Below are 18,561 nucleotides of genomic sequence, written 5' to 3'. Positions count from 1 at the left end.
GTCTCTGATGAACAGATATTCGGGAATTGTCGTATTTCCCGATTCGTGATATACTGAATCTGCCAAGATGGTATATCAGTGAATCTGATTATCAGAGAACTTGCTCAGATTATTTATCTGGGCTTTTTCTTTTGCCTTTTCAACATTCATCTCTTTCTTCTCCCAATCCGGTAACAGCATTTCCATTTTCATTATCCAGAAGATTTGCAATCTTTCTCTGCTGATTTGGATAAAGATGTCCATAAGTGTTCAATGTGATACGAATATCTTTATGACCTAATCTGTCCCGAATCAATAACGGTTCCACACCTTTCTCAATAAGATAAGCCACATGGCTGTGCCTGATATCATGCACTCGAATTTTCTTCACTCCTGCCAGCTCAATCTGCCGTTTCATCTTATGCTGTACCGCTTCCTGAACAACCGGAAATAATCTTTCTGTATCCGGCATTCCGTAATGACCATCTACAAATTCCTTAATTTCCTCTTTCAGAAATTCCGGAATTTCGATTGTCCGAAAGGACTGTTTTGTTTTCGGTTCTGTGATAATATCCTGCATTCCTGTCCGGTAATAAGTCTTATTGATACTAAGCTGATTCTTTTCAAAATTGATATCAGCTTTTGTAATCGCAAGCAGCTCCCCGATCCTGCATCCAGTCCAGAACAGCATCTCAAACATAAGATAATATCTTGTTCCCGGCTCCATTGTCTGTATAAACTGTTTGTACTCGTCCAGTGTCCAGAAGTTCAAACTTCTTGAATCTGAATTTCCCATTCGTTTCACTTTCTTGCATGGATTAACCGGCAAGTCATAGATTTTAGCTGCATGTGTAAACAGACTGGTCAACTGATTCTGAATCATTCTCAGATAAGAATCTGAATAGCCTTTTTTCTGAATTTCATTCTGCCACTGAATAATCTGTGAAGCCTTGATTTCACTCATCATCTGATTTCCGAAGTATGGAACGATATGCTGTTGCATCATATATCTTTTATTTTTGATTGTTCGATCTTTCAGATCATTTTGTTTGTCTGAAAAATAAATCTCAATAAAATCGCTCAGCTTCATATCCATACTTCGCTCATTGCTCAACTTTTTGCTTCGTTCAAACTCCAATGCTTCTCGCTTTGTTTCAAATCCACGCTTTCTGCGTTTTTTCTTCTCACCCATGACATTTGTCTCAAACCACTGGGCTGTCCATTTTTTTGTGTCTTTTTCTCTGTAAGCCATATTGATCCTCCCTAATTTTCTGCTATTTCATAGCCATACATCTTTTTTGCCCAAAACGCCTTTGGTATTCTTCCAGCCATCGTAATATATCCCTGTGCAGATAATTCTTTATTCATAGCTTTCACCAGTTTATAGGCATGAGATTTTGAGCAGTTTAATTCCTGTGCCACTTCATCAGCACTCATCATATAATTGTAACTTGCCATATTGCCTCCTCCTTTCCTCTCCAGATATAGAATACGTTTACTGTATTTCTATATCTGTACGATTTTCGTAAATTGATAATATCATGTATTTCTATCGTTGTCAATATTTCGTAAACACATTTTTACGAACTTCGTACACTATTTTTTCTTTATTTTATTCCACGTCTGTGTTATGATATTTTATAGATTTATGTTTTTCGTAATTTTCTAATATATGAAAAAGGAGGATTCTATGGGTGACGGTAAAAATTTAAAGAAATATCTTGATGAAAAAGGCACAAATGTCCGCAAAATTGCAAAGGCAACCGGAATCAGTGCTACAACCTTATATTCAATTATTCAAAAAGATTCCAATATTCGATTTGATTTTGCATTAAGACTTGCGAATGAATTGCAAATTGATGTGAATGAGATATGTTCTGCCAGTCCATTTTCTGGCACAATTAAGGAAGAAGAGATTTATCCTACACTTCCAGACGGTTTGAACGGAGCATTAGACGCAAGTCGTGTAAAGACTTACTTAAAAAATTCTATGTATCCGCTGATGTACCTTTTCGGTAAGAACAGTATGCCTGATGTAGATAATCTGCTTACATCGTTCTATCAGCTTGATGATGAATCCAGACAGGAAGTTGTGGAAACTATCCGTCTGAAATTACAATATCATCGTGATCCAGAACGTGCTGAACAAATCAAACAGATCAAAGGCTGGTAAAAAAATACTCCTGTGAATAGCAAACATTCGCAGGAGTTTCTTTTTGGCACCGTTTTGGCACCGCTGGTCTTATTTTTTAATTATAAATTTATCTGTATTTCATCTTGCTGATAAATGTTTCACTATTACTAACCTGATAAATTTACGAATAATTCTTTTCTTAGAGTACAGAAAAACCCCGGAAACCTTACGGTTCCGGGGTATCTTACGTTTGGACACAATGTACCTTGCGGTACTCAATATATATTAGTCAGTGATTACTCGATGATTGTAGCAACACGTCCTGATCCTACAGTACGTCCACCTTCACGGATAGCGAAGGTAAGACCCTGATCCATAGCGATCGGGTGGATCAGTTCGATGGTCATCTCAACGTTATCGCCAGGCATGCACATCTCAGTTCCTTCCGGAAGAGTGATAACACCTGTTACGTCAGTTGTACGGAAGTAGAACTGCGGACGATAGTTGTTGAAGAATGGAGTATGACGGCCACCCTCGTCTTTTGTCAGAACGTATACCTGAGCGGTAAATTTGGTATGGCAGTGAACGGTACCTGGTTTAGCCAGAACCTGTCCTCTTTCGATCTCTGTTCTCTGAACACCACGAAGCAGAGCACCGATGTTATCACCAGCCTGAGCCTCATCGAGGAGTTTACGGAACATCTCGATACCAGTTACAACAGTTTTCTTGGTCTCTTCTTTCAGACCTGCGATTTCAACTTCCTCATTCAGATGAAGAACACCAGCCTCAACACGGCCAGTAGCAACAGTACCACGACCAGTGATGGTGAATACGTCCTCTACAGGCATGATGAAATCTTTATCAGTGTCACGCTGCGGATCCGGGATCCAGCTATCTACTGCATCCATAAGCTCCATGATTTTATCTCCCCATGGGCCAGCCGGATCTTCCAGAGCTTTCAGAGCAGAACCCTGGATGATCGGAGTGTCATCTCCCGGGAAGTCATACTCGTTCAGCAGCTCACGGATCTCCATGTCTACCAGCTCAAGCAGCTCTTCGTCGTCTACCATATCGCATTTGTTCATGAATACAACGATGTAAGGTACACCTACCTGACGGGACAGAAGGATGTGCTCTTTTGTCTGAGCCATAACACCGTCTGTAGCAGCTACTACAAGGATAGCTCCGTCCATCTGTGCAGCACCAGTGATCATGTTCTTTACATAGTCAGCATGGCCTGGGCAGTCAACGTGTGCATAGTGTCTTTTCTCTGTCTGATACTCAACGTGTGCAGTAGAGATTGTGATACCACGCTCTCTCTCTTCCGGAGCTTTATCGATATCTTCGAAGTTCTCAGCAGTGTTTCCTTCTACTCTGGTAGAAAGTACTTTTGTGATAGCTGCGGTCAGAGTTGTTTTACCATGGTCAACGTGGCCGATGGTACCAATGTTACAATGCGGTTTTGTTCTTTCAAATTTAGCTTTAGCCATTTTAAAATGTCCTCCTTAAAATTGCGCCCAGTGGGCTTTTTTGAGACTAAATTGGTGGCAGGAACCCACCTGAATCGTAAACCTGCTAAGTCTGATTATATTGCATTTCTGTCCTATTTGCAAGGGAAATCTTTGAAAAAGATATACATTCAGGCTGTGCAGCCGGTAAGGACTGCACAACCAGTACGTTTTCTCAAATTATTTTGCTTTTGCAGACAGAACTTTTTCCTGTACGTTTTTCGGAACCTGCTCGTATTTATCAAAGAACATGGAGTAGTTACCACGTCCCTGAGTTTTCGAACGAAGGTCTGTTGCGTAACCGAACATTTCAGCCAGCGGTACGAATCCACGGATCATCTTTCCGCCGCCGATGTCATCCATACCCTCGATACGACCACGACGGGAGTTGATATCACCGATAACATCACCCATGTAATCTTCCGGAGTGGAAACTTCGACTTTCATGATAGGCTCAAGAAGAACCGGAGCTCCCTTCTGCATAGCTTCCTTGAATGCCAGAGAACCGGCGATGTGGAATGCCATCTCAGAAGAGTCGACCTCATGATAAGATCCGTCGTATACATTTGCATGAACGCCAACTACCGGGAATCCTCCCAGGATACCGGCTTTCATAGCCTCTTCGATACCTTCGCCTACAGCCGGGATATACTCTTTCGGAATAGCTCCACCGACAACGGTAGACTCGAATTTGTAAATCTCTTCGCCGTTTGCATCCATAGGCTCGAATTTAACTTTACAGTGACCATACTGTCCACGTCCACCAGACTGTTTTGCATATTTGCTGTCGATGTCTGCCGGTTTGGTAATGGTCTCTTTGTATGCAACCTGCGGAGCACCTACGTTAGCCTCTACTTTGAACTCACGAAGCAGACGGTCAACGATGATTTCCAGATGCAGCTCACCCATACCAGCGATAATGGTCTGACCAGTTTCCTGATTGGTGTGTGCACGGAAGGTCGGATCCTCCTCAGCCAGTTTTGCAAGGGACTCGCCCAGTTTGCCCTGGCCTGCTTTTGTCTTAGGCTCGATAGCCAGCTCGATAACCGGCTCCGGGAACTCCATAGACTCAAGGATTACCGGATGCTGCTCGTCGCAGATGGTATCACCTGTGGTGGTGAACTTGAATCCGATTGCAGCTGCGATGTCACCGGAGTAAACTTTATCCAGCTCCATACGTTTGTTTGCATGCATCTGAAGGATACGTCCAACACGCTCTTTTTTATCTTTTGTTGCATTCAGTACGTAAGAACCGGAGTTCATAGTACCGGAGTACACACGGAAGTATGCCAGTTTACCAACGAATGGGTCTGTCATAATCTTGAATGCCAGTGCGGAGAACGGCTCGTCATCGGAAGAATGTCTTACGATCGGGTTTCCGTCCAGATCGGTACCCTCGATTGGCGGGATATCGGTCGGAGCCGGCATGTACTCAAGGATAGCGTCCAGAAGTTTCTGAACACCTTTGTTTCTGTATGCAGAACCGCAGCATACCGGTACAGCTGTACACTCGCAGGTAGCTTTACGCAGAACTGCTTTCATCTCGTCAACAGACGGGATATCATCATCCAGATAACGCATCATCAGCTCATCATCCAGCTCGCAGATCTTTTCGATCAGTTCTGTATGATACAGCTCAGCGTCGTCTTTCATATCTTCCGGAATATCAGTGATGGAGATATCATCACCCTTATCGTCGTTGTAGATGTAAGCTTTCATCTCGAACAGATCGATAATTCCCTTGAACTCATCTTCCTTACCAATTGGAAGCTGAAGGCAGATAGCATTTTTACCAAGTCTGGTCTTGATCTGATCTACAGCATTGTAGAAGTCAGCACCAAGGATGTCCATCTTGTTGATGAATGCCATACGCGGTACGTTGTAGGTATCAGCCTGACGCCATACGTTCTCAGACTGAGGCTCTACACCACCTTTTGCACAGAACACGCCGACAGCGCCGTCCAGTACACGAAGAGAACGCTCTACCTCTACGGTAAAGTCAACGTGGCCTGGGGTATCAATGATGTTGATACGGTGCTCAAGAGCGCCCGGTTTCGGCTTGCAGTTCTCTTCCAGAGTCCAGTGGCAGGTTGTAGCAGCTGAAGTAATTGTGATACCACGTTCCTGCTCCTGTTCCATCCAGTCCATGGTAGCAGTTCCTTCGTGAGTATCACCAATCTTGTAGTTAACACCGGTATAGTACAGGATACGCTCGGTCAGGGTTGTTTTACCTGCATCGATGTGGGCCATAATACCAATGTTTCTGGTTCTCTCTAATGGATATTCTCTTCCAGCCAACGGATTTTCCTCCTCTTAGAATCTGTAGTGAGCAAATGCCTTGTTAGCCTCTGCCATCTTATGAACTTCTTCTTTCTTCTTCACAGAAGCACCTGTGTTGTTAGATGCATCCAGAATCTCGTTTGCCAGTCTGTCTTCCATGGTACGCTCGCCTCTCTTACGAGAATAAGCGGTCAGCCAGCGAAGGCCAAGAGCCTGACGTCTGTCCGGTCTTACCTCGATCGGCACCTGATAAGTAGCACCACCGATACGTCTTGCTTTTACTTCAAGAACCGGCATGATATTGTTCATTGCTTCTTCAAATACTTCGATTGCTGGTTTTCCAGCTTTTTCTTCTACTTTAGCAAATGCACCGTATACGATTTTCTGGGCAACGCCTCTCTTACCATCCAGCATGATGTTGTTGATCAGCTTGGTTACCACTTTGTTATTGTATAACGGATCTGCTAAAACATCTCTTTTCTGAGTATGTCCTTTACGTGGCACGTTACTTCCCTCCTTAACCATCATTCGATTAAATCATCGGTACTCACACTTATTTGCAGTATGTCCGCGCGTGTAACTTCTCTATAAATCCGCAGCCGTGGGGATTTATGGAATAACGCACAACATTTCGCTTTTTGTGATACTAGATATATCTCGAACTCGTTTTACTTAATTATTTCTTTTTCGGTCTCTTAGCACCGTATTTAGAACGGGACTGTTTTCTGTTAGCAACACCTGCAGTATCAAGGGTACCACGGATGATGTGGTATCTGGTACCTGGCAGGTCCTTAACTCTTCCTCCACGGATCAGAACAACGCTGTGCTCCTGAAGGTTGTGGCCTTCTCCTGGGATGTAACTTGTTACTTCGATTCCGTTGGAAAGACGAACTCTGGCGATTTTACGAAGAGCTGAGTTAGGTTTTTTCGGTGTAGCAGTTTTAACAGCTGTGCACACACCTCTCTTCTGAGGAGAAGACATATCTGTGGATTTCTTTCTCAGAGAATTGTAGCTTTTCTGCAGTGCCGGCGCGGTAGATTTCTTTACGGAAGTCTCACGGCCTTTTCTTACTAACTGGTTGAATGTTGGCATTCCATTTCACCTCCTGATAGATTTCTCCGTGTGTCCCACGGGGTTTCATACGGCTGCTTTTGTTCAACATAAATGCTTTGCAGCTTTTTGCGCGCCAAAAGAAACCGTCTTTTACGCACGCTCGTTTATTATATCGTCTGTCCTATCAAAAGTCAAGGGGAAAATTCGTAAAAATCGCGTGTTCACGCGGCTTTTTGCGGATTTTCCCCATTGCTGCATTACTATATAAAAGTGTTTTTTCTTCCTATTATATTCTCATCCAATTATTTTCTGACATTTTTTTCGTCAGAACGTGTACACGAAAGAATCCTGCTTTGCAGGCTTTCAGACTTCACCGGCTGCGGCGGGTCGCTTCAGCGATACAAAAACGAAACCGGCTGTTTGCGGAAATGATTTTTCAGACATACTCTAAAGCGGACGGTCTCGAAAGCCCGGGCACGCATCACACCGTTTTGGTTTTTCCTCACTCTGTGCATTTCCCCAGAGCTCGCGCGCTTTTTCCTCTGCGCAGCCCCTGCACCAGGGAAACATACGGATGTTGCTGATGTAGAATCTTTGAAAGGTTATCTCATCGTTGTTGATGTCAAACTGCTGTTTTCCCGACAACTCCTCTACATGTTCCGCAATCCATGCCTTCTGTCCTTCTGTCGCCGGGTGTCCCGGTCCGCCGAGCACATAATCCATATCGGCATGGAGATTTTCCGGTTCACCTGGTTTGTGGAAGCCCACAAATAAAATATATCCCCGGCGCAAAAGCTCCTGAATCGGCTCGTCCGTCTGACCTTCCGGGCCTAGAATTGCCCGCGCGGTCTGCGCATGAAAATTTTCTGTTTTGGGATAGAATCTTCCCGTTGGTGCTAAAAATCCATCTGCCATGCTTTTATCTCCCATATATTCTCATATATTCTCATTTGTTCTACGCTTATATACCATACTCGATTTTTCTCCAACAGGCAAGGCTTGTTTTTACTGAATTCTTTTTACTCGATTCTTTTTGCTGGATTCTTTTTTGAATCTGTGCTATACTCATTCCCGTGCATTTATATAATCGGATTTTCCCGCCTTTTTACGGGTGTCCGGACTGGTTCGTGAACTTCCCAGTATAAAAAACCAAGTATCTCAAAATTTTCATCAAAGGAGATTGGAAAATGAATGCAAGAAAACTGATCATCGACTGTGATCCGGGCATCGACGATTCTCTCGCCCTGATGCTTGCCGCGGCTTCGAAAGAGCTGGATCTTGTCGGCATCACCACAGTCAGCGGAAATGTACCCGCTTCTATGGGCGCTAAAAATGCCCTCAAAATTCTTTCTATGATTGGAAAACCAGATGTCCCGGTTTATGTCGGCGAGGAGACGCCTCTGGTCCGCGACTACGTGGACGCGATGGACACCCACGGCATGGACGGTCTCGGCGAATCGGGCTGGCCGGATGCCGAAGGCCTTACGCCAAACAAGGACGCTGTTTCTTTCCTGATCGAAACCTTAAAAACAACCCCTGATGTTACCATTCTTGCCCTCGGACCGATGACGAACCTTGCAAAAGTCATCTCCCGCGCACCGGAGTGCCTGACAAACCTGACGGCTCTTGTCTCCATGGGCGGAAGCTATAAGAGCCATGGAAACTGCTCCCCGGTTGCCGAGTACAATTACTGGTGCGACCCGGATGCCGCAGCCGAAGTATTCCGCGCGTTTTCCGAGCTGCCGCAGCTTGCAGGCAAAAAGCTTCATATGATCGGGCTGGATGTCACACGAAAAATTGTCCTGACGCCGAATCTTGTGGAATATATGAAATGCGTAAATCCAGGAGTCGGAACCCGCATTGAGGAGCTGACGCGCTTCTACTTTGATTTCCACTGGAAACAGGAAAAGGTCATCGGATGCGTGATCAACGATCCGCTCGCGGCCGCTTATCTTGTGGATCCGTCGCTCTGCAGCGGTTTTGATGCGTATACGCAGGTAGAAACCGGAGGCCTCTGCATCGGACAGACGGTTGTGGATGCCATGAATTTTTATCAGAAAGCACCGAACAGCCACATTCTGACGCAGGTCGATGTGCGCCGTTTCTTCCTGATGTTCTTTGAGCGCGTTCTCGGCGTGCCGCAGGAGGAATCCGCACCGGTTCTCGACCAGATTCTCACCGCACCGCCGGTCTTCCCACATGAGACGATGTTTCAGAAGGGAGGCGAGGCATGATGAATACTAACCGTACGTTAAAACTCACGACACTCGCGCTCTGCGGTGTCATCAATATTCTCGGCGGTACCATTGCTCTGCTGCTGCGTCTTCCGGTTTATCTGGACTCCATCGGAACAGTTCTGGCAGCCGCTCTGTTCGGACCTGCTGCAGGCCTCGTTCCGGGACTGATCTCCGGACTCATTTCCGGCATGACGAGTGATGTCTATGCGTTTTACTATATTCCGGTGCAGCTTGTCATCGGTCTCGTTGCCGGCCTTGTATTCCGCAGACTCCGCCCGTCCCATACGGCAGGATCCCGCAGCGAGAGTCTTTCCCTCCGCTCCATGGGCTGGAAGCTGTTTCCGGCAGCACTTGTGATCTCACTTCCGGGTACTGTGGTAAGTTCCACAATCACCGCGGTTGTTTTCGGTGGAATTACTTCCTCCGGCTCCACTGTGCTGGTGCAGCTGCTTCACAGCCTCGGTATGAATCTGACTCTCTCTGTCTGCGTTGTACAGGCCATGACAGACTTTGTGGATCGAATGATTGTCCTTGCAGTCGTCCTCGTGATTCTGCCCGCCGTTTCTTCTGCTTTCGGCAGTCTTTCTATGAGAAGCAGAAAATAATCTGTACCAATAGCACAAAGAATCCTGCAAAAAATTCACTTTCTTTTTTGCAGGATTCTCATATTTTGGCATAACAAGAACTCCGGAAAAAAGGGGAGGCTGCATCAGGAGCCATCCCTTTTCCGGAGTTTTTTATTTCTTCTTTAATAAAATCATTCACATGCGCGGATCCATACCTGCATTTCGCCCTCACCTCGGTTGTTCCACATATAATATGGAATCAGCTTCAGTTTCGTCTTTTCCTCTTCCTCTTTCTGATACAGATGATACAACGGCTGTTTTTCCGCATCGCCCAGCTTCATGCGACGTCCCTCGGCCGTTACGCTCACAAAGTGCTCGCCCAGCTCATCGGCTGCTTCTGCGGTTTTTTCACCATTCACACAGAGTTTTGTCAAATGCAGATTCTTTCCGTTGTCTGCTTCTTCCATACAGTAAACAACCGGTCCTCGTTTTACGGCAACACGGCCGGCGTCCTCGCGTACAAGCGGATTGGATGCCAAAAACTGGATTTCCATCGGGAAGTTCAGGCGGATCGTCTCACCCTTCGCCCATACTTTTGTCACATACAGATACCCGTCTTTTTCTTCCAATTCTGCGCCTTTTGGAATCTCTTTTTCATAAGAAGCACACCATCCCGGGATGCGGAATGCAAAGGTGTACGGCTCTTTGGTATCGCTCTCGCAGGTCACGGAAACATGGCCGTCCCACGGGAATTCGGAAGTGATGGATGCTTTTACTTTTTCTCCTTCCACTGTTCCACCCATGTACAAGTGGACAAACAGGGTTGTGTCGTTTTCCGTGTATGCGTAAGATGCAACTGAGCTTACCGTTCTTGCCAGGTTCGGAGGGCAGCAGGCACAGCCGAACCATTTCTGGCGGATCGGTTTTACATGGAATTTCCGCTCATCCTTGTGGCATGCCTCCGGCAGTACCTCCAGCGGATTGACATAGAAGAAGCTCTTTCCGTCGAGCGCCATTCCGGAGAGAACGCCATTGTAGAGGGCTAATTCCATCACATCCGCGTACTCTGCTTTTGCCTGAATCTCCAGCATGCGGCGAGCAAAGAACACAAGACCGATGGATGCACAGGTCTCTGCGTAAGCGGTATCGTTTGGCAGGTCATAGTTGAAAGAGAATGCCTCTCCTATATGAGTGGCACCGATTCCGCCGGTGACGTACATTTTCTGATGCACCATGTTGTTCCAGAGAGTTTCACAGGCTTTCAGCAGGCTCTCATCCTGCGTTGCCCTTGCCACATCCGCCATGCCGGAATAGAGATATACGGCGCGTACGGAGTGCCCCTGCACCTCATCCTGCTGACGCACCGGGCGGTTTGCCTGATTGTAGCTATATCGTTCCTCGCCCTCCGGGCAGGTCAGACCGCGCTCGATATCGTAATAGTATGGTTTTGTTCCGCGCTCGTCGATGAAGTATTTTGCAAGATCGAGATACTTCTGCTCGCCGGTCAGATCATAGAGACGCATCAGAGCCATCTCTGCAATTTCGTGACCAGGATAACCTGCTTTTTTCCCCTCGCCGTGACCGAGTTTGCCGGCAATAAAGTCCGCGAAACGCTCTGCTGCTTTTAAGAGACGGTCTTTTCCGGTCGCCTGATAATAGGCTACGGCGCCTTCCGTCAGATGACCGAAGCAGTACAGCTCATGGTTGTCCTTAAGGTTTGTAAAAATCATATCCTGATCGTTGATCAGATAGTAGGTATCGAGGTATCCGTCTTCTCTCTGTGCTGCGCAGACAGCTTCAATTGCTTCATCTGCCGTTTTTTCCAGCTCCGGATCGGGATGCTGTGTCAGGGAGTACGCAACTGCCTCCACCCATTTGGTAAAATCGGTATCCTGGAACAGGAAGCCATAAAATCTTCCGTCCATTTTGCCATCCTTCGGCAGTGTCTCAAAAGTATCCAGAGGGTATTTGATCTGAACAAATTTGTCTCCTTTTGCTTTCCGCTCTTTTTCAACTTCACCGGCGCGGCGGTAGTTCCGCATACAGAAGCTCGGTGCTGCTCCCGGAACATTGTCATTTAAGGCATTCCACTGATACGGAATTACTTCGGTGCGGACAAGCTCCATCTCTTTTTTCCAGAATGCATCAGTAACCTGGACTTTTGCCAGGGATAATGGTTTGCTGAAGTTTTTCTGATCCATTTTTTCGGTCTCCTTTTTCGTTGTCTTCCGCCGCCTCCTGGTTTGAAAAAGATATTTTCCTTGCTTTCAGGGATGGGAAGCGTTACACTTCTTTTGACGGCTGTTTTCCTGTTTTTCTATAGTTTTATTTTAGCAAAACGGACCTCCGTTTAAAATATAAGAATGTTTGAAAAGGTTTGAAAAAGTCATATGATCTCTGTTTTATTTCCAGATGCCGCCTGTTTTACCTACGACCTCTGCGGCAAATTCCAGTCCCCGTCCCCGGAGTGGATGCACCTGACACGGAATCTCGTCAATTTTGAACTGATGGTTGTGACGGAAGGAACGCTTTTTATCGCGGACGAACGCCGCTCTTACGAGGTTCACCCCGGCGAATATCTTCTTTTGCCGCCGACCGTCCATCAGCATGGCTCGAAAAAGGGAAGCTGCTCTTTCTACTGGCTCCATTTTATCCCGGGTATCCCCTCCGCACCGATCGTCGCTCCTTCTGACCCGACCGCCGGATCGGTTCTGGATGAGTTTCATGCTGCACCGCCATCCTCCTACCGCCTTGAGGACCTCGCTCCCGCCCAGCTTCCATCCAACTACCCCGAAACGTTATGCATCCCGCTCCAGAGAACGCTTTCCTCCCCGAACCGCGTCATCATCCTCATGAAGCAGCTCCAGGACACTTCCCTGCGTTTCCACAACACGTTCCTCAACAACAGCCTGACTGCCGCTGTTCTCGGCGAAATCAACTGTCAGAGTCCCTTCTACCGCACCTACACTTCCGAAACGCAGCGGACGCAGATCCTGCAGGACATCATCAGCTACATCCAGTACCACAGCAGCGAGTCCCTCAAAGTCACCGAACTCGCCCGTTATTTCGGCTACAACGACAAATACCTCTCCTCCCTCTTCCACGAGGGCACCGGGATGACGTTAAAACAATTCATCCTGAAATCCAAAATGGACAGCGCTATGGCCGAGCTGACGGACACAAATCACACGGTCTCTCAGATTGCCTATAACGTTGGATTTCAGGATGCGCATAATTTTTCCACGGCTTTCCGAAAACTCACCGGGATGACGCCGGGACAGTACCGGAAGAGTTATGGGAACCGGAAACTTTCTTTTGAATAGGACGGGAGGATACGACCCCCAGGCACCGCGGGGGGCGGACGCTCCGCTGCGCCTGGGGACCCATCTACGTTTTGGCGGACGGAAGTGATTTACTCAATGGATGGATTCACTTATTCTTTAGAAATTTACTGTTTCTTTTAGAAAATAGACATACTTTGCTCACATTTCTTCACTATACTATATCTCAGATAGTTGATGAACCATTCAAAACTATCTCCCCCCTCATTATGAAAGAGCAGCCCGCATATCCGCGGGCTGTTCTTATTTTTTGTCTTTTTGCACCCCACCTAACGTAAATGCCGCCTGCGGTCGGGGAAAATATCCCGACCGCAGGCGGCCTCACAATCTACCGTGGAATCACATTACTCTTCCGCAGCTTCAATTGCTGCAGTCTCGATAATAAATTTCACGCTTCCATCCATTCCATTTGCCTTACCACTGTAAGAAGTATAAGCACATTTATCCGAATTCAGCGCCTGAATCCGATCCAGTACATCTCCCAGATCATCCTCAAAGGTACTCTTCAGCTTGCTGGTACCCTCTTCTTCAAACTTCTTCGTACCGTCAGCCAGTTCTTTCGCCCCATCGGACAGCTCGTCAATACCATCAACAACCTTGCTGCTTCCCGATTTCAGATCAGAAGCTCCGCTTGCCAGAGAAGAAGTTCCATTTGCCAGTGTAGAAGCTCCGCTCGCCAGCGTAGATGCTCCGCTTGCCAGCGTAGAAGCTCCGCTGTTCAGTTCAGAAGCTCCGCTTGCCAGGGAAGAAGTTCCATTTGCCAGTGTGGAGGCTCCGCTTGCCAGCTGGGATGCTCCGCCTGCTACCTGAGAAGCACCGCTTCTTAAGCTTCCGCTGTTTGCAGAAAGTTTTGCAGATCCATCGCTTAACTGGCTTCCCAGCTGTCCAAGACCTGCGGTCAGCTGTGTCGTGCCGCCCTGCAGAGTCGTAACACCCTCAACCAGAGCCGGTGCATTTGCTTTCAGCTGGCTTGCGCCGGAAAGCAGCGTATCATTGTAAGCACTCAGCTGAGTAAATCCTGCGTTCAATGCATTGATGCCTGCTGTTGCTTTTGCAAAACTCTCATTTGTGCTGCTGTACAGCTGGCTCACACCTGCGGACAGAGTATCGATGCCCTTGTACAGAGTGCTTCCGCCTGCATCAAGCTGTGCCACACCTGCGGTCAGTTTCTGCATTGCACCAAGATTCTGCTCAACAACTGCTTTATTATCGGTGATGGTCTGCATCTGTTTCTTCATGGTCTCAAGCTGCGGCATCAGAGCTGCAACCGTCTTCTGCAGATCACTGTATCGGCTCTTGATGTCGCTCATCTTCTGCTGCATTGCTGCAAGACCGGAGAGATCCGGGCGCTCGATTTCGAAGTTCAGTTCCGGAAGGGTAATCTGCGGAGCTGTAACCGGAGTAACCGAAACGGTTCCGGCGGAAGCGGAAACGCTGACACTTCCGATCTGGTTTCTTGCTTTACTTAAGGAATCGGCAAGCTCTGTATTTCCAGCGCTCTTAGCTGCGGAAATCTGTGCATCCAGTGTAGCTGCTGCTGCAGAGAGCTGATCATTTGCCTGTTTTGCTGCATCGGCGGATGCCTGGCTTGCTGCTGTATCAGCTGCGCTCTGTGCTGCTGCTGTTGCTTCCTGGTTCAGCTGTGCTGCTGCTCCGTCTGCCCATGCCTGAACCTGTGCTGCCATCTGGGTTCCCATCTGCGTTGCCTGATTCGTGATCTGTGCCTCCAGACCGCTTAAGTAGCTCTCAAGTCCTTTGGACAGCGTATCCATCTGGCTCATCAGCTCGTTGCCGTTTGTCATCATGCTGTTGACAGATCCTGCGATTGTGGTGTTCAGAACCCCGGAGAGTGCCTCGGTCTCGGAGATCAGGGTAGAACCGGTGCTGGTCATACCGTCTACCATCGTCAGAAGGCTCTGTACATCGGTGCTCTGCAGCTGCTCGTTCAAACTGGTCAGTCCTTCGGAGAGTTGTTTTGCTCCTGCTAAAATATCATTCTCATCTTTTCCGTCGAGTGCTGCGTTCAGTGTTGCGATTGCACTGTTTACCTCGGTCAGGCCGTCTGCCAGAGGCTGAAGCTGCTCAGCGCCTGCTGCAAGCTGTTTCTCGCCTGCTACATAAGAAGCAACGCCGTCGGACAGCTGTGTTGTTCCGTCGGTGTACTGTTTTACGCCTGCAACGACTTTATTCACACCGTTTACATACTCGGTTACGCTTCCAGTCAGCACACCGTTCTTTCCAAGATACGTCTGGATTGCTTTATTCAGGGTATCAGCGCCCTCGGTGTAGGAGTTTACGCCGCTTGCCAGGGAAGAAGCTCCGCTGCTTAAGGTGGATGCTCCGTTGGACAGGGTAGCTGCTCCGCTGTTTAAGGTAGAAGCTCCGCTGTTCAGAGTAGAAGTTCCGTTTGCCAGAGTCGATGCTCCGCTTGCCAGTGTGCCGGCTCCGCTTGCCAGTGTGCCGGCTCCGCTGTTCAGCTCGTCAGCGCCGTCTTTTAACGTTCCGATACCGTCATCCAGCTCTTTGTAGCTGTCTTTTAAAGTATCCACACCATCGGAGAGTGCCTTGGAACCGTCAACCAGTTCCATTGCAGCATCCTCAAGATCACTCAGTGCATCCTTCAGATCATCGTATCCGGTGATGTTGTCGGTATCGATGGTGTCGAGAACATCGTCAAGTGCAACGGTGAAGGTAGAATCCAGAGAGAAGTTCTCCACATCTGCAGTGATCTCCAGGCTTTCCGGCAGTTCGAAATCGCTGTCACCGGATACCAGATCTTCAAGGGAATCGGAATTTAATCCCAGGCTTTCCTGCAGGCCCGGCATACCAAATCCGATTACGATGTTTCTGCTTCCATCGGAAATGACTTTACCATTGTCGATCTTGACATTGGAGAAAGTATCCTGCGGAAGAATCATTCCGGTCATCAGGACGAATGGGGTGTACATCGTCTCTTTCTTGCCATTGATGTCAACCGTTGTCTTTGTGTTGTTTGTATAGTCAACTTTGATTTTCAGTTTTCCGCTCTTTCCGGCCAGGTCATCCGGTTTGATTTCCTTGCCGTCCAGATAATAGGTGAACTTCACGGAAACCGGAGGTTCTTTTGTGGTTGTTCCCTGATAATAGATATCCTCGCCGTCTGTCTGCCAGGTCAGCTCGTTTCCGCTCTGGGTGAACTCCTCGTCGCCCTTTACGTTTTTGATGTCCTTCAGTTCACTCTCATCTTTCAGGTTCTTTTCCGTTCCTGCGTTCTTCAGCCAGTTGGATACGGTGATCTGATCTTCCGATCCGTCTGCATTTGCATTTACATATACGGTTTCTTCTTTGGAAACCGCTGCGTCCTCTCCTGTCGCTGCATAAACCGGAGCAGCTCCCATAACAGCAGCCATACCAACAGCAAGACCAGACATCATCTGTTTTCTCAGTTTTCTGTTTCTATTCATTGTGATAAACTTCCTTTCTGTGGTTTTTATAATGGTTTTTTATGATGAAATCCAGGATCATAAGAGAAGTAAAACCCGCTCGGAGTAAGATACTGCGGGATACTGTTTCCCTCAGATCGAGGATGTTTTTCCTATGCCTTTCAATCATCTAATGTTATAACGCAAAAATGACTCTTAGTCAACATTAAATACTGCACAAAATTGACGATCGGTCATTTTTTTCTTCGTGCATAGTCACAAAAATGAGAAAATTAGTCATTTTCCCTTTGACAGTTTCCATGTATTCTAACTATAATTGTAGTTAAGTAAATGACACATGATGTGATATTTTTCAGGAAAGGAGACTCTCTGTGGGAAAAATTGACAACAACAAACAAATGAAACGTGAGTCCCTTCTGGACTCTGCTTTCTCACTTTTTATCAACAACGGCTTCAGTAAAACATCCATTTCGGATATCGTGAATAACGCCGGCGTTGCAAAAGGTACCTTCTATCTTTATTTCAAAGATAAGTACGATATTCGGAATCATCTGATTGCACATAAGGCGAGTCAGGTATTTCAGGCCGCCTACTCAGATCTGCTGCGCCACCCGGATATCCATGATTTTGAAGAGCAGGTGCTTTTTATCACCGACAATATCCTCGACCAGTTTGCCGCCAACCACAGCCTCGTGACGCTTATTTCCAAGCATCTGAGCTGGGGATTCTTCAAAAATTCTCTTACCTTTGCTCCGTTTGCCGACACGCCGGCCATCTACACTATCTATGAATCTCTGCTCTCTCATGCAGCATATACGTATCGTTCACCGGAGCTGATGTTCTATATGATTCTGGAGCTTGTAAGCGGTACAAGCTACAACGCTATCCTGTACCAGCAGCCGGTTCCGCTTGAAGAACTAAAACCGGAGCTTTACGCTGCCATCTGTGGCATTTTCAAACAGTTCCGGATCCGTAAGAAACGAAAAAACGCGGAAAATGCAGGCGCGGATCCCGCCTCACTGTTCTCGTAGAAAAGAAAGAATCCTGCTACGGCAGGATTCTCCGCCTGCGGCGGGTCGCTTTGGCGACATAATTCCACTCCGCCGCAGTGCGATCCTGCCCGGAGGGCTTTTTTAATTTACAGGAAAATTCAACGAAGTTTCCTGTAAATCAAAAAATACTTTCGCGGAATCTTTTCAAAAGAAACCACGAAAGTATTTTTATTTTCCTCTTTGCTTATACCTGCTGTTCCAGATATTCACCAATCCGCTGTTCCATCACAGGCACCAGCCACTCGGCATAGCCGGCCTTCATCGGATGAATCGGATCCTGAAGATACAGTTTTCGTTTTTCCGGGGAAACACGGTTGATTTGTTCGTCATTCCAGAAATCGATCACACCGATCTGCCATTTTTCCTGAATTTTCAGAAGCGCCTCTACCATCTTCGCGTACGGCTTGGAATCATACTGTGGATTCGTATAGAACATCACCGGGCAATGCCACGTTTCTTTTGCATATGCAATGATATACTCAATCGCGCCGCAGACAGTTTCGACATCGAAGCTCTCCAGATCGCGGGATTCCGAAATTTCACCGAGCGGGCTGTTGCGTGTTGCATCGTTAGTGGACAGCTGGCAGATAAAAAGATCCACCTGTTGCTTTGGATCAAGCCTGTCGCGCATACGCTCGATGTAGGAATCCTCACCATTATCAATCAGCGTGGTTCCGTTGACCGCTTCTTTGATGCAGGTACAGCTGTCTTTCTTCGCTATGTACTCCGCAAACGAATTGTTGTGGGCAGCAAAGCCCTTCGTCACGGAGGATCCCAAAAATACAACTGTTTTTCCTTTTAACGGACTTGTTTTTTTAAACGGAATACGGGAAACATCGTATCGGACGGAATTTCCCTTTTTAAAATAACCTGTTTTCTTATTCATGCTATATATGCCGCCGACAGCTAAGGCTGCGCCTCCCGCGGCCAGGATTCCGGCTATTATTTTTGCATCCATCGCAAAACCTCCATTATCTGATTCAATACC

The 18,561-nt window shown here is 47.1% G+C and carries 15 protein-coding genes and 1 riboswitch; of the genes, 5 read left to right on the top strand and 10 right to left on the bottom strand.

The window, feature by feature from the left end:
• Nucleotides 1–139 precede the first annotated feature (139 nt).
• Together DXD02_RS10460 and DXD02_RS10455 are read right to left on the bottom strand one after the other, a co-directional pair.
• The gene (locus DXD02_RS10460; RefSeq protein ID WP_004850597.1) at nt 140–1,231 is read right to left on the bottom strand and encodes a site-specific integrase; all 1,092 of its coding nucleotides are present in this window, start codon (nt 1,229–1,231) and stop codon (nt 140–142) included.
• An 11-nt stretch (nt 1,232–1,242) separates the two neighbouring features.
• Nucleotides 1,243–1,437: a hypothetical protein gene (locus tag DXD02_RS10455; protein ID WP_008373537.1), complete on the bottom strand. Its 195-nt coding sequence runs from the start codon at nt 1,435–1,437 to the stop codon at nt 1,243–1,245.
• A gap of 232 nt (nt 1,438–1,669) precedes the next feature.
• On the opposite strand from DXD02_RS10455, the gene DXD02_RS10450 reads away from it, so the two are divergent.
• On the top strand, nt 1,670–2,152 hold the full coding sequence (locus DXD02_RS10450) for a helix-turn-helix domain-containing protein (protein WP_008790928.1): 483 nt from the start codon (nt 1,670–1,672) through the stop codon (nt 2,150–2,152).
• Between the two features lie 257 nt (nt 2,153–2,409).
• Here DXD02_RS10450 and tuf read toward each other — a convergent pair whose 3' ends face one another.
• The 5 genes from tuf to DXD02_RS10425 all read right to left on the bottom strand — a co-directional run bounded on the left by tuf (nt 2,410) and on the right by DXD02_RS10425 (nt 7,870).
• The gene (gene tuf / locus DXD02_RS10445; protein ID WP_118666820.1) at nt 2,410–3,603 is read right to left on the bottom strand and encodes an elongation factor Tu; all 1,194 of its coding nucleotides are present in this window, start codon (nt 3,601–3,603) and stop codon (nt 2,410–2,412) included.
• A 198-nt stretch (nt 3,604–3,801) separates the two neighbouring features.
• A complete protein-coding gene (fusA, locus tag DXD02_RS10440) occupies nt 3,802–5,919 on the bottom strand; it encodes an elongation factor G (RefSeq protein ID WP_117509903.1) in 2,118 nt (705 codons plus the stop codon).
• A gap of 15 nt (nt 5,920–5,934) precedes the next feature.
• Entirely contained in the window at nt 5,935–6,405 is a 471-nt protein-coding gene (gene rpsG, locus DXD02_RS10435) for a 30S ribosomal protein S7 (protein WP_022463259.1), read from the bottom strand.
• A 172-nt stretch (nt 6,406–6,577) separates the two neighbouring features.
• On the bottom strand, nt 6,578–6,994 hold the full coding sequence (gene rpsL, locus DXD02_RS10430; RefSeq protein ID WP_118666819.1) for a 30S ribosomal protein S12: 417 nt from the start codon (nt 6,992–6,994) through the stop codon (nt 6,578–6,580).
• 408 nt (nt 6,995–7,402) lie between these two features.
• The gene (locus DXD02_RS10425) at nt 7,403–7,870 is read right to left on the bottom strand and encodes a hypothetical protein (RefSeq protein ID WP_117802594.1); all 468 of its coding nucleotides are present in this window, start codon (nt 7,868–7,870) and stop codon (nt 7,403–7,405) included.
• 199 nt (nt 7,871–8,069) lie between these two features.
• A riboswitch (PreQ1 riboswitch) is annotated at nt 8,070–8,114 on the top strand.
• A 28-nt stretch (nt 8,115–8,142) separates the two neighbouring features.
• Between DXD02_RS10425 and DXD02_RS10420 the strand changes: the two genes are divergently transcribed.
• Both DXD02_RS10420 and DXD02_RS10415 read left to right on the top strand, forming a co-directional pair.
• Nucleotides 8,143–9,189, top strand: a complete 1,047-nt coding sequence (locus DXD02_RS10420; RefSeq protein WP_117509905.1) for a nucleoside hydrolase — start codon at nt 8,143–8,145, stop codon at nt 9,187–9,189.
• Nucleotides 9,186–9,797 (top strand): ECF transporter S component, encoded by a 612-nt coding sequence (locus DXD02_RS10415; RefSeq protein WP_022463255.1) that lies wholly within the window; start codon nt 9,186–9,188, stop codon nt 9,795–9,797. Before DXD02_RS10420 ends, DXD02_RS10415 begins: the two co-directional genes overlap by 4 nt.
• Before the next feature lie 152 nt (nt 9,798–9,949).
• Here the strand turns inward: DXD02_RS10415 and DXD02_RS10410 are convergent, their stop codons facing one another.
• Entirely contained in the window at nt 9,950–11,959 is a 2,010-nt protein-coding gene (locus tag DXD02_RS10410; protein ID WP_117509906.1) for a glycoside hydrolase family 127 protein, read from the bottom strand.
• 189 nt (nt 11,960–12,148) lie between these two features.
• Here DXD02_RS10410 and DXD02_RS10405 point away from each other — a divergent pair, with 189 nt between their 5' ends.
• Nucleotides 12,149–13,081: an AraC family transcriptional regulator gene (locus tag DXD02_RS10405; protein WP_117509907.1), complete on the top strand. Its 933-nt coding sequence runs from the start codon at nt 12,149–12,151 to the stop codon at nt 13,079–13,081.
• A gap of 362 nt (nt 13,082–13,443) precedes the next feature.
• On the opposite strand, the gene DXD02_RS10400 is transcribed toward DXD02_RS10405, so the two are convergent.
• Entirely contained in the window at nt 13,444–16,542 is a 3,099-nt protein-coding gene (locus tag DXD02_RS10400) for a hypothetical protein (RefSeq protein WP_117509908.1), read from the bottom strand.
• A 350-nt stretch (nt 16,543–16,892) separates the two neighbouring features.
• Here DXD02_RS10400 and DXD02_RS10395 point away from each other — a divergent pair, with 350 nt between their 5' ends.
• Entirely contained in the window at nt 16,893–17,552 is a 660-nt protein-coding gene (locus DXD02_RS10395; RefSeq protein ID WP_117509909.1) for a TetR/AcrR family transcriptional regulator, read from the top strand.
• Between the two features lie 205 nt (nt 17,553–17,757).
• On the opposite strand, the gene DXD02_RS10390 is transcribed toward DXD02_RS10395, so the two are convergent.
• Nucleotides 17,758–18,531: an SGNH/GDSL hydrolase family protein gene (locus DXD02_RS10390; protein WP_117509910.1), complete on the bottom strand. Its 774-nt coding sequence runs from the start codon at nt 18,529–18,531 to the stop codon at nt 17,758–17,760.
• Nucleotides 18,532–18,561: the final 30 nt, after the last annotated feature.

The sequence above is a fragment of the Blautia sp. TF10-30 genome, from assembly GCF_003481245.1.
GTDB lineage: Bacteria > Bacillota > Clostridia > Lachnospirales > Lachnospiraceae > Fusicatenibacter > Fusicatenibacter saccharivorans.
The sequence above is the reverse complement of the archived record's forward strand: the minus strand, read 5'-3'. Positions and strand labels throughout refer to the sequence as shown.

Excerpts from the sequence above, each read along its gene's own strand:
- DXD02_RS10405 (WP_117509907.1), top strand. The coding sequence starts at position 12,149 with ATGATCTCTGTTTTATTTCCAGATGCCGCCTGTTTTACCTACGACCTC.
- tuf (WP_118666820.1), bottom strand. The coding sequence starts at position 3,603 with ATGGCTAAAGCTAAATTTGAAAGAACAAAACCGCATTGTAACATTGGT.
- DXD02_RS10425 (WP_117802594.1), bottom strand. The coding sequence starts at position 7,870 with ATGGCAGATGGATTTTTAGCACCAACGGGAAGATTCTATCCCAAAACA.
- DXD02_RS10420 (WP_117509905.1), top strand. The coding sequence starts at position 8,143 with ATGAATGCAAGAAAACTGATCATCGACTGTGATCCGGGCATCGACGAT.
- DXD02_RS10455 (WP_008373537.1), bottom strand. The coding sequence starts at position 1,437 with ATGGCAAGTTACAATTATATGATGAGTGCTGATGAAGTGGCACAGGAA.
- DXD02_RS10400 (WP_117509908.1), bottom strand. The coding sequence starts at position 16,542 with ATGAATAGAAACAGAAAACTGAGAAAACAGATGATGTCTGGTCTTGCT.
- DXD02_RS10415 (WP_022463255.1), top strand. The coding sequence starts at position 9,186 with ATGATGAATACTAACCGTACGTTAAAACTCACGACACTCGCGCTCTGC.
- rpsL (WP_118666819.1), bottom strand. The coding sequence starts at position 6,994 with ATGCCAACATTCAACCAGTTAGTAAGAAAAGGCCGTGAGACTTCCGTA.
- DXD02_RS10450 (WP_008790928.1), top strand. The coding sequence starts at position 1,670 with ATGGGTGACGGTAAAAATTTAAAGAAATATCTTGATGAAAAAGGCACA.
- DXD02_RS10410 (WP_117509906.1), bottom strand. The coding sequence starts at position 11,959 with ATGGATCAGAAAAACTTCAGCAAACCATTATCCCTGGCAAAAGTCCAG.
- DXD02_RS10390 (WP_117509910.1), bottom strand. The coding sequence starts at position 18,531 with ATGGATGCAAAAATAATAGCCGGAATCCTGGCCGCGGGAGGCGCAGCC.
- DXD02_RS10460 (WP_004850597.1), bottom strand. The coding sequence starts at position 1,231 with ATGGCTTACAGAGAAAAAGACACAAAAAAATGGACAGCCCAGTGGTTT.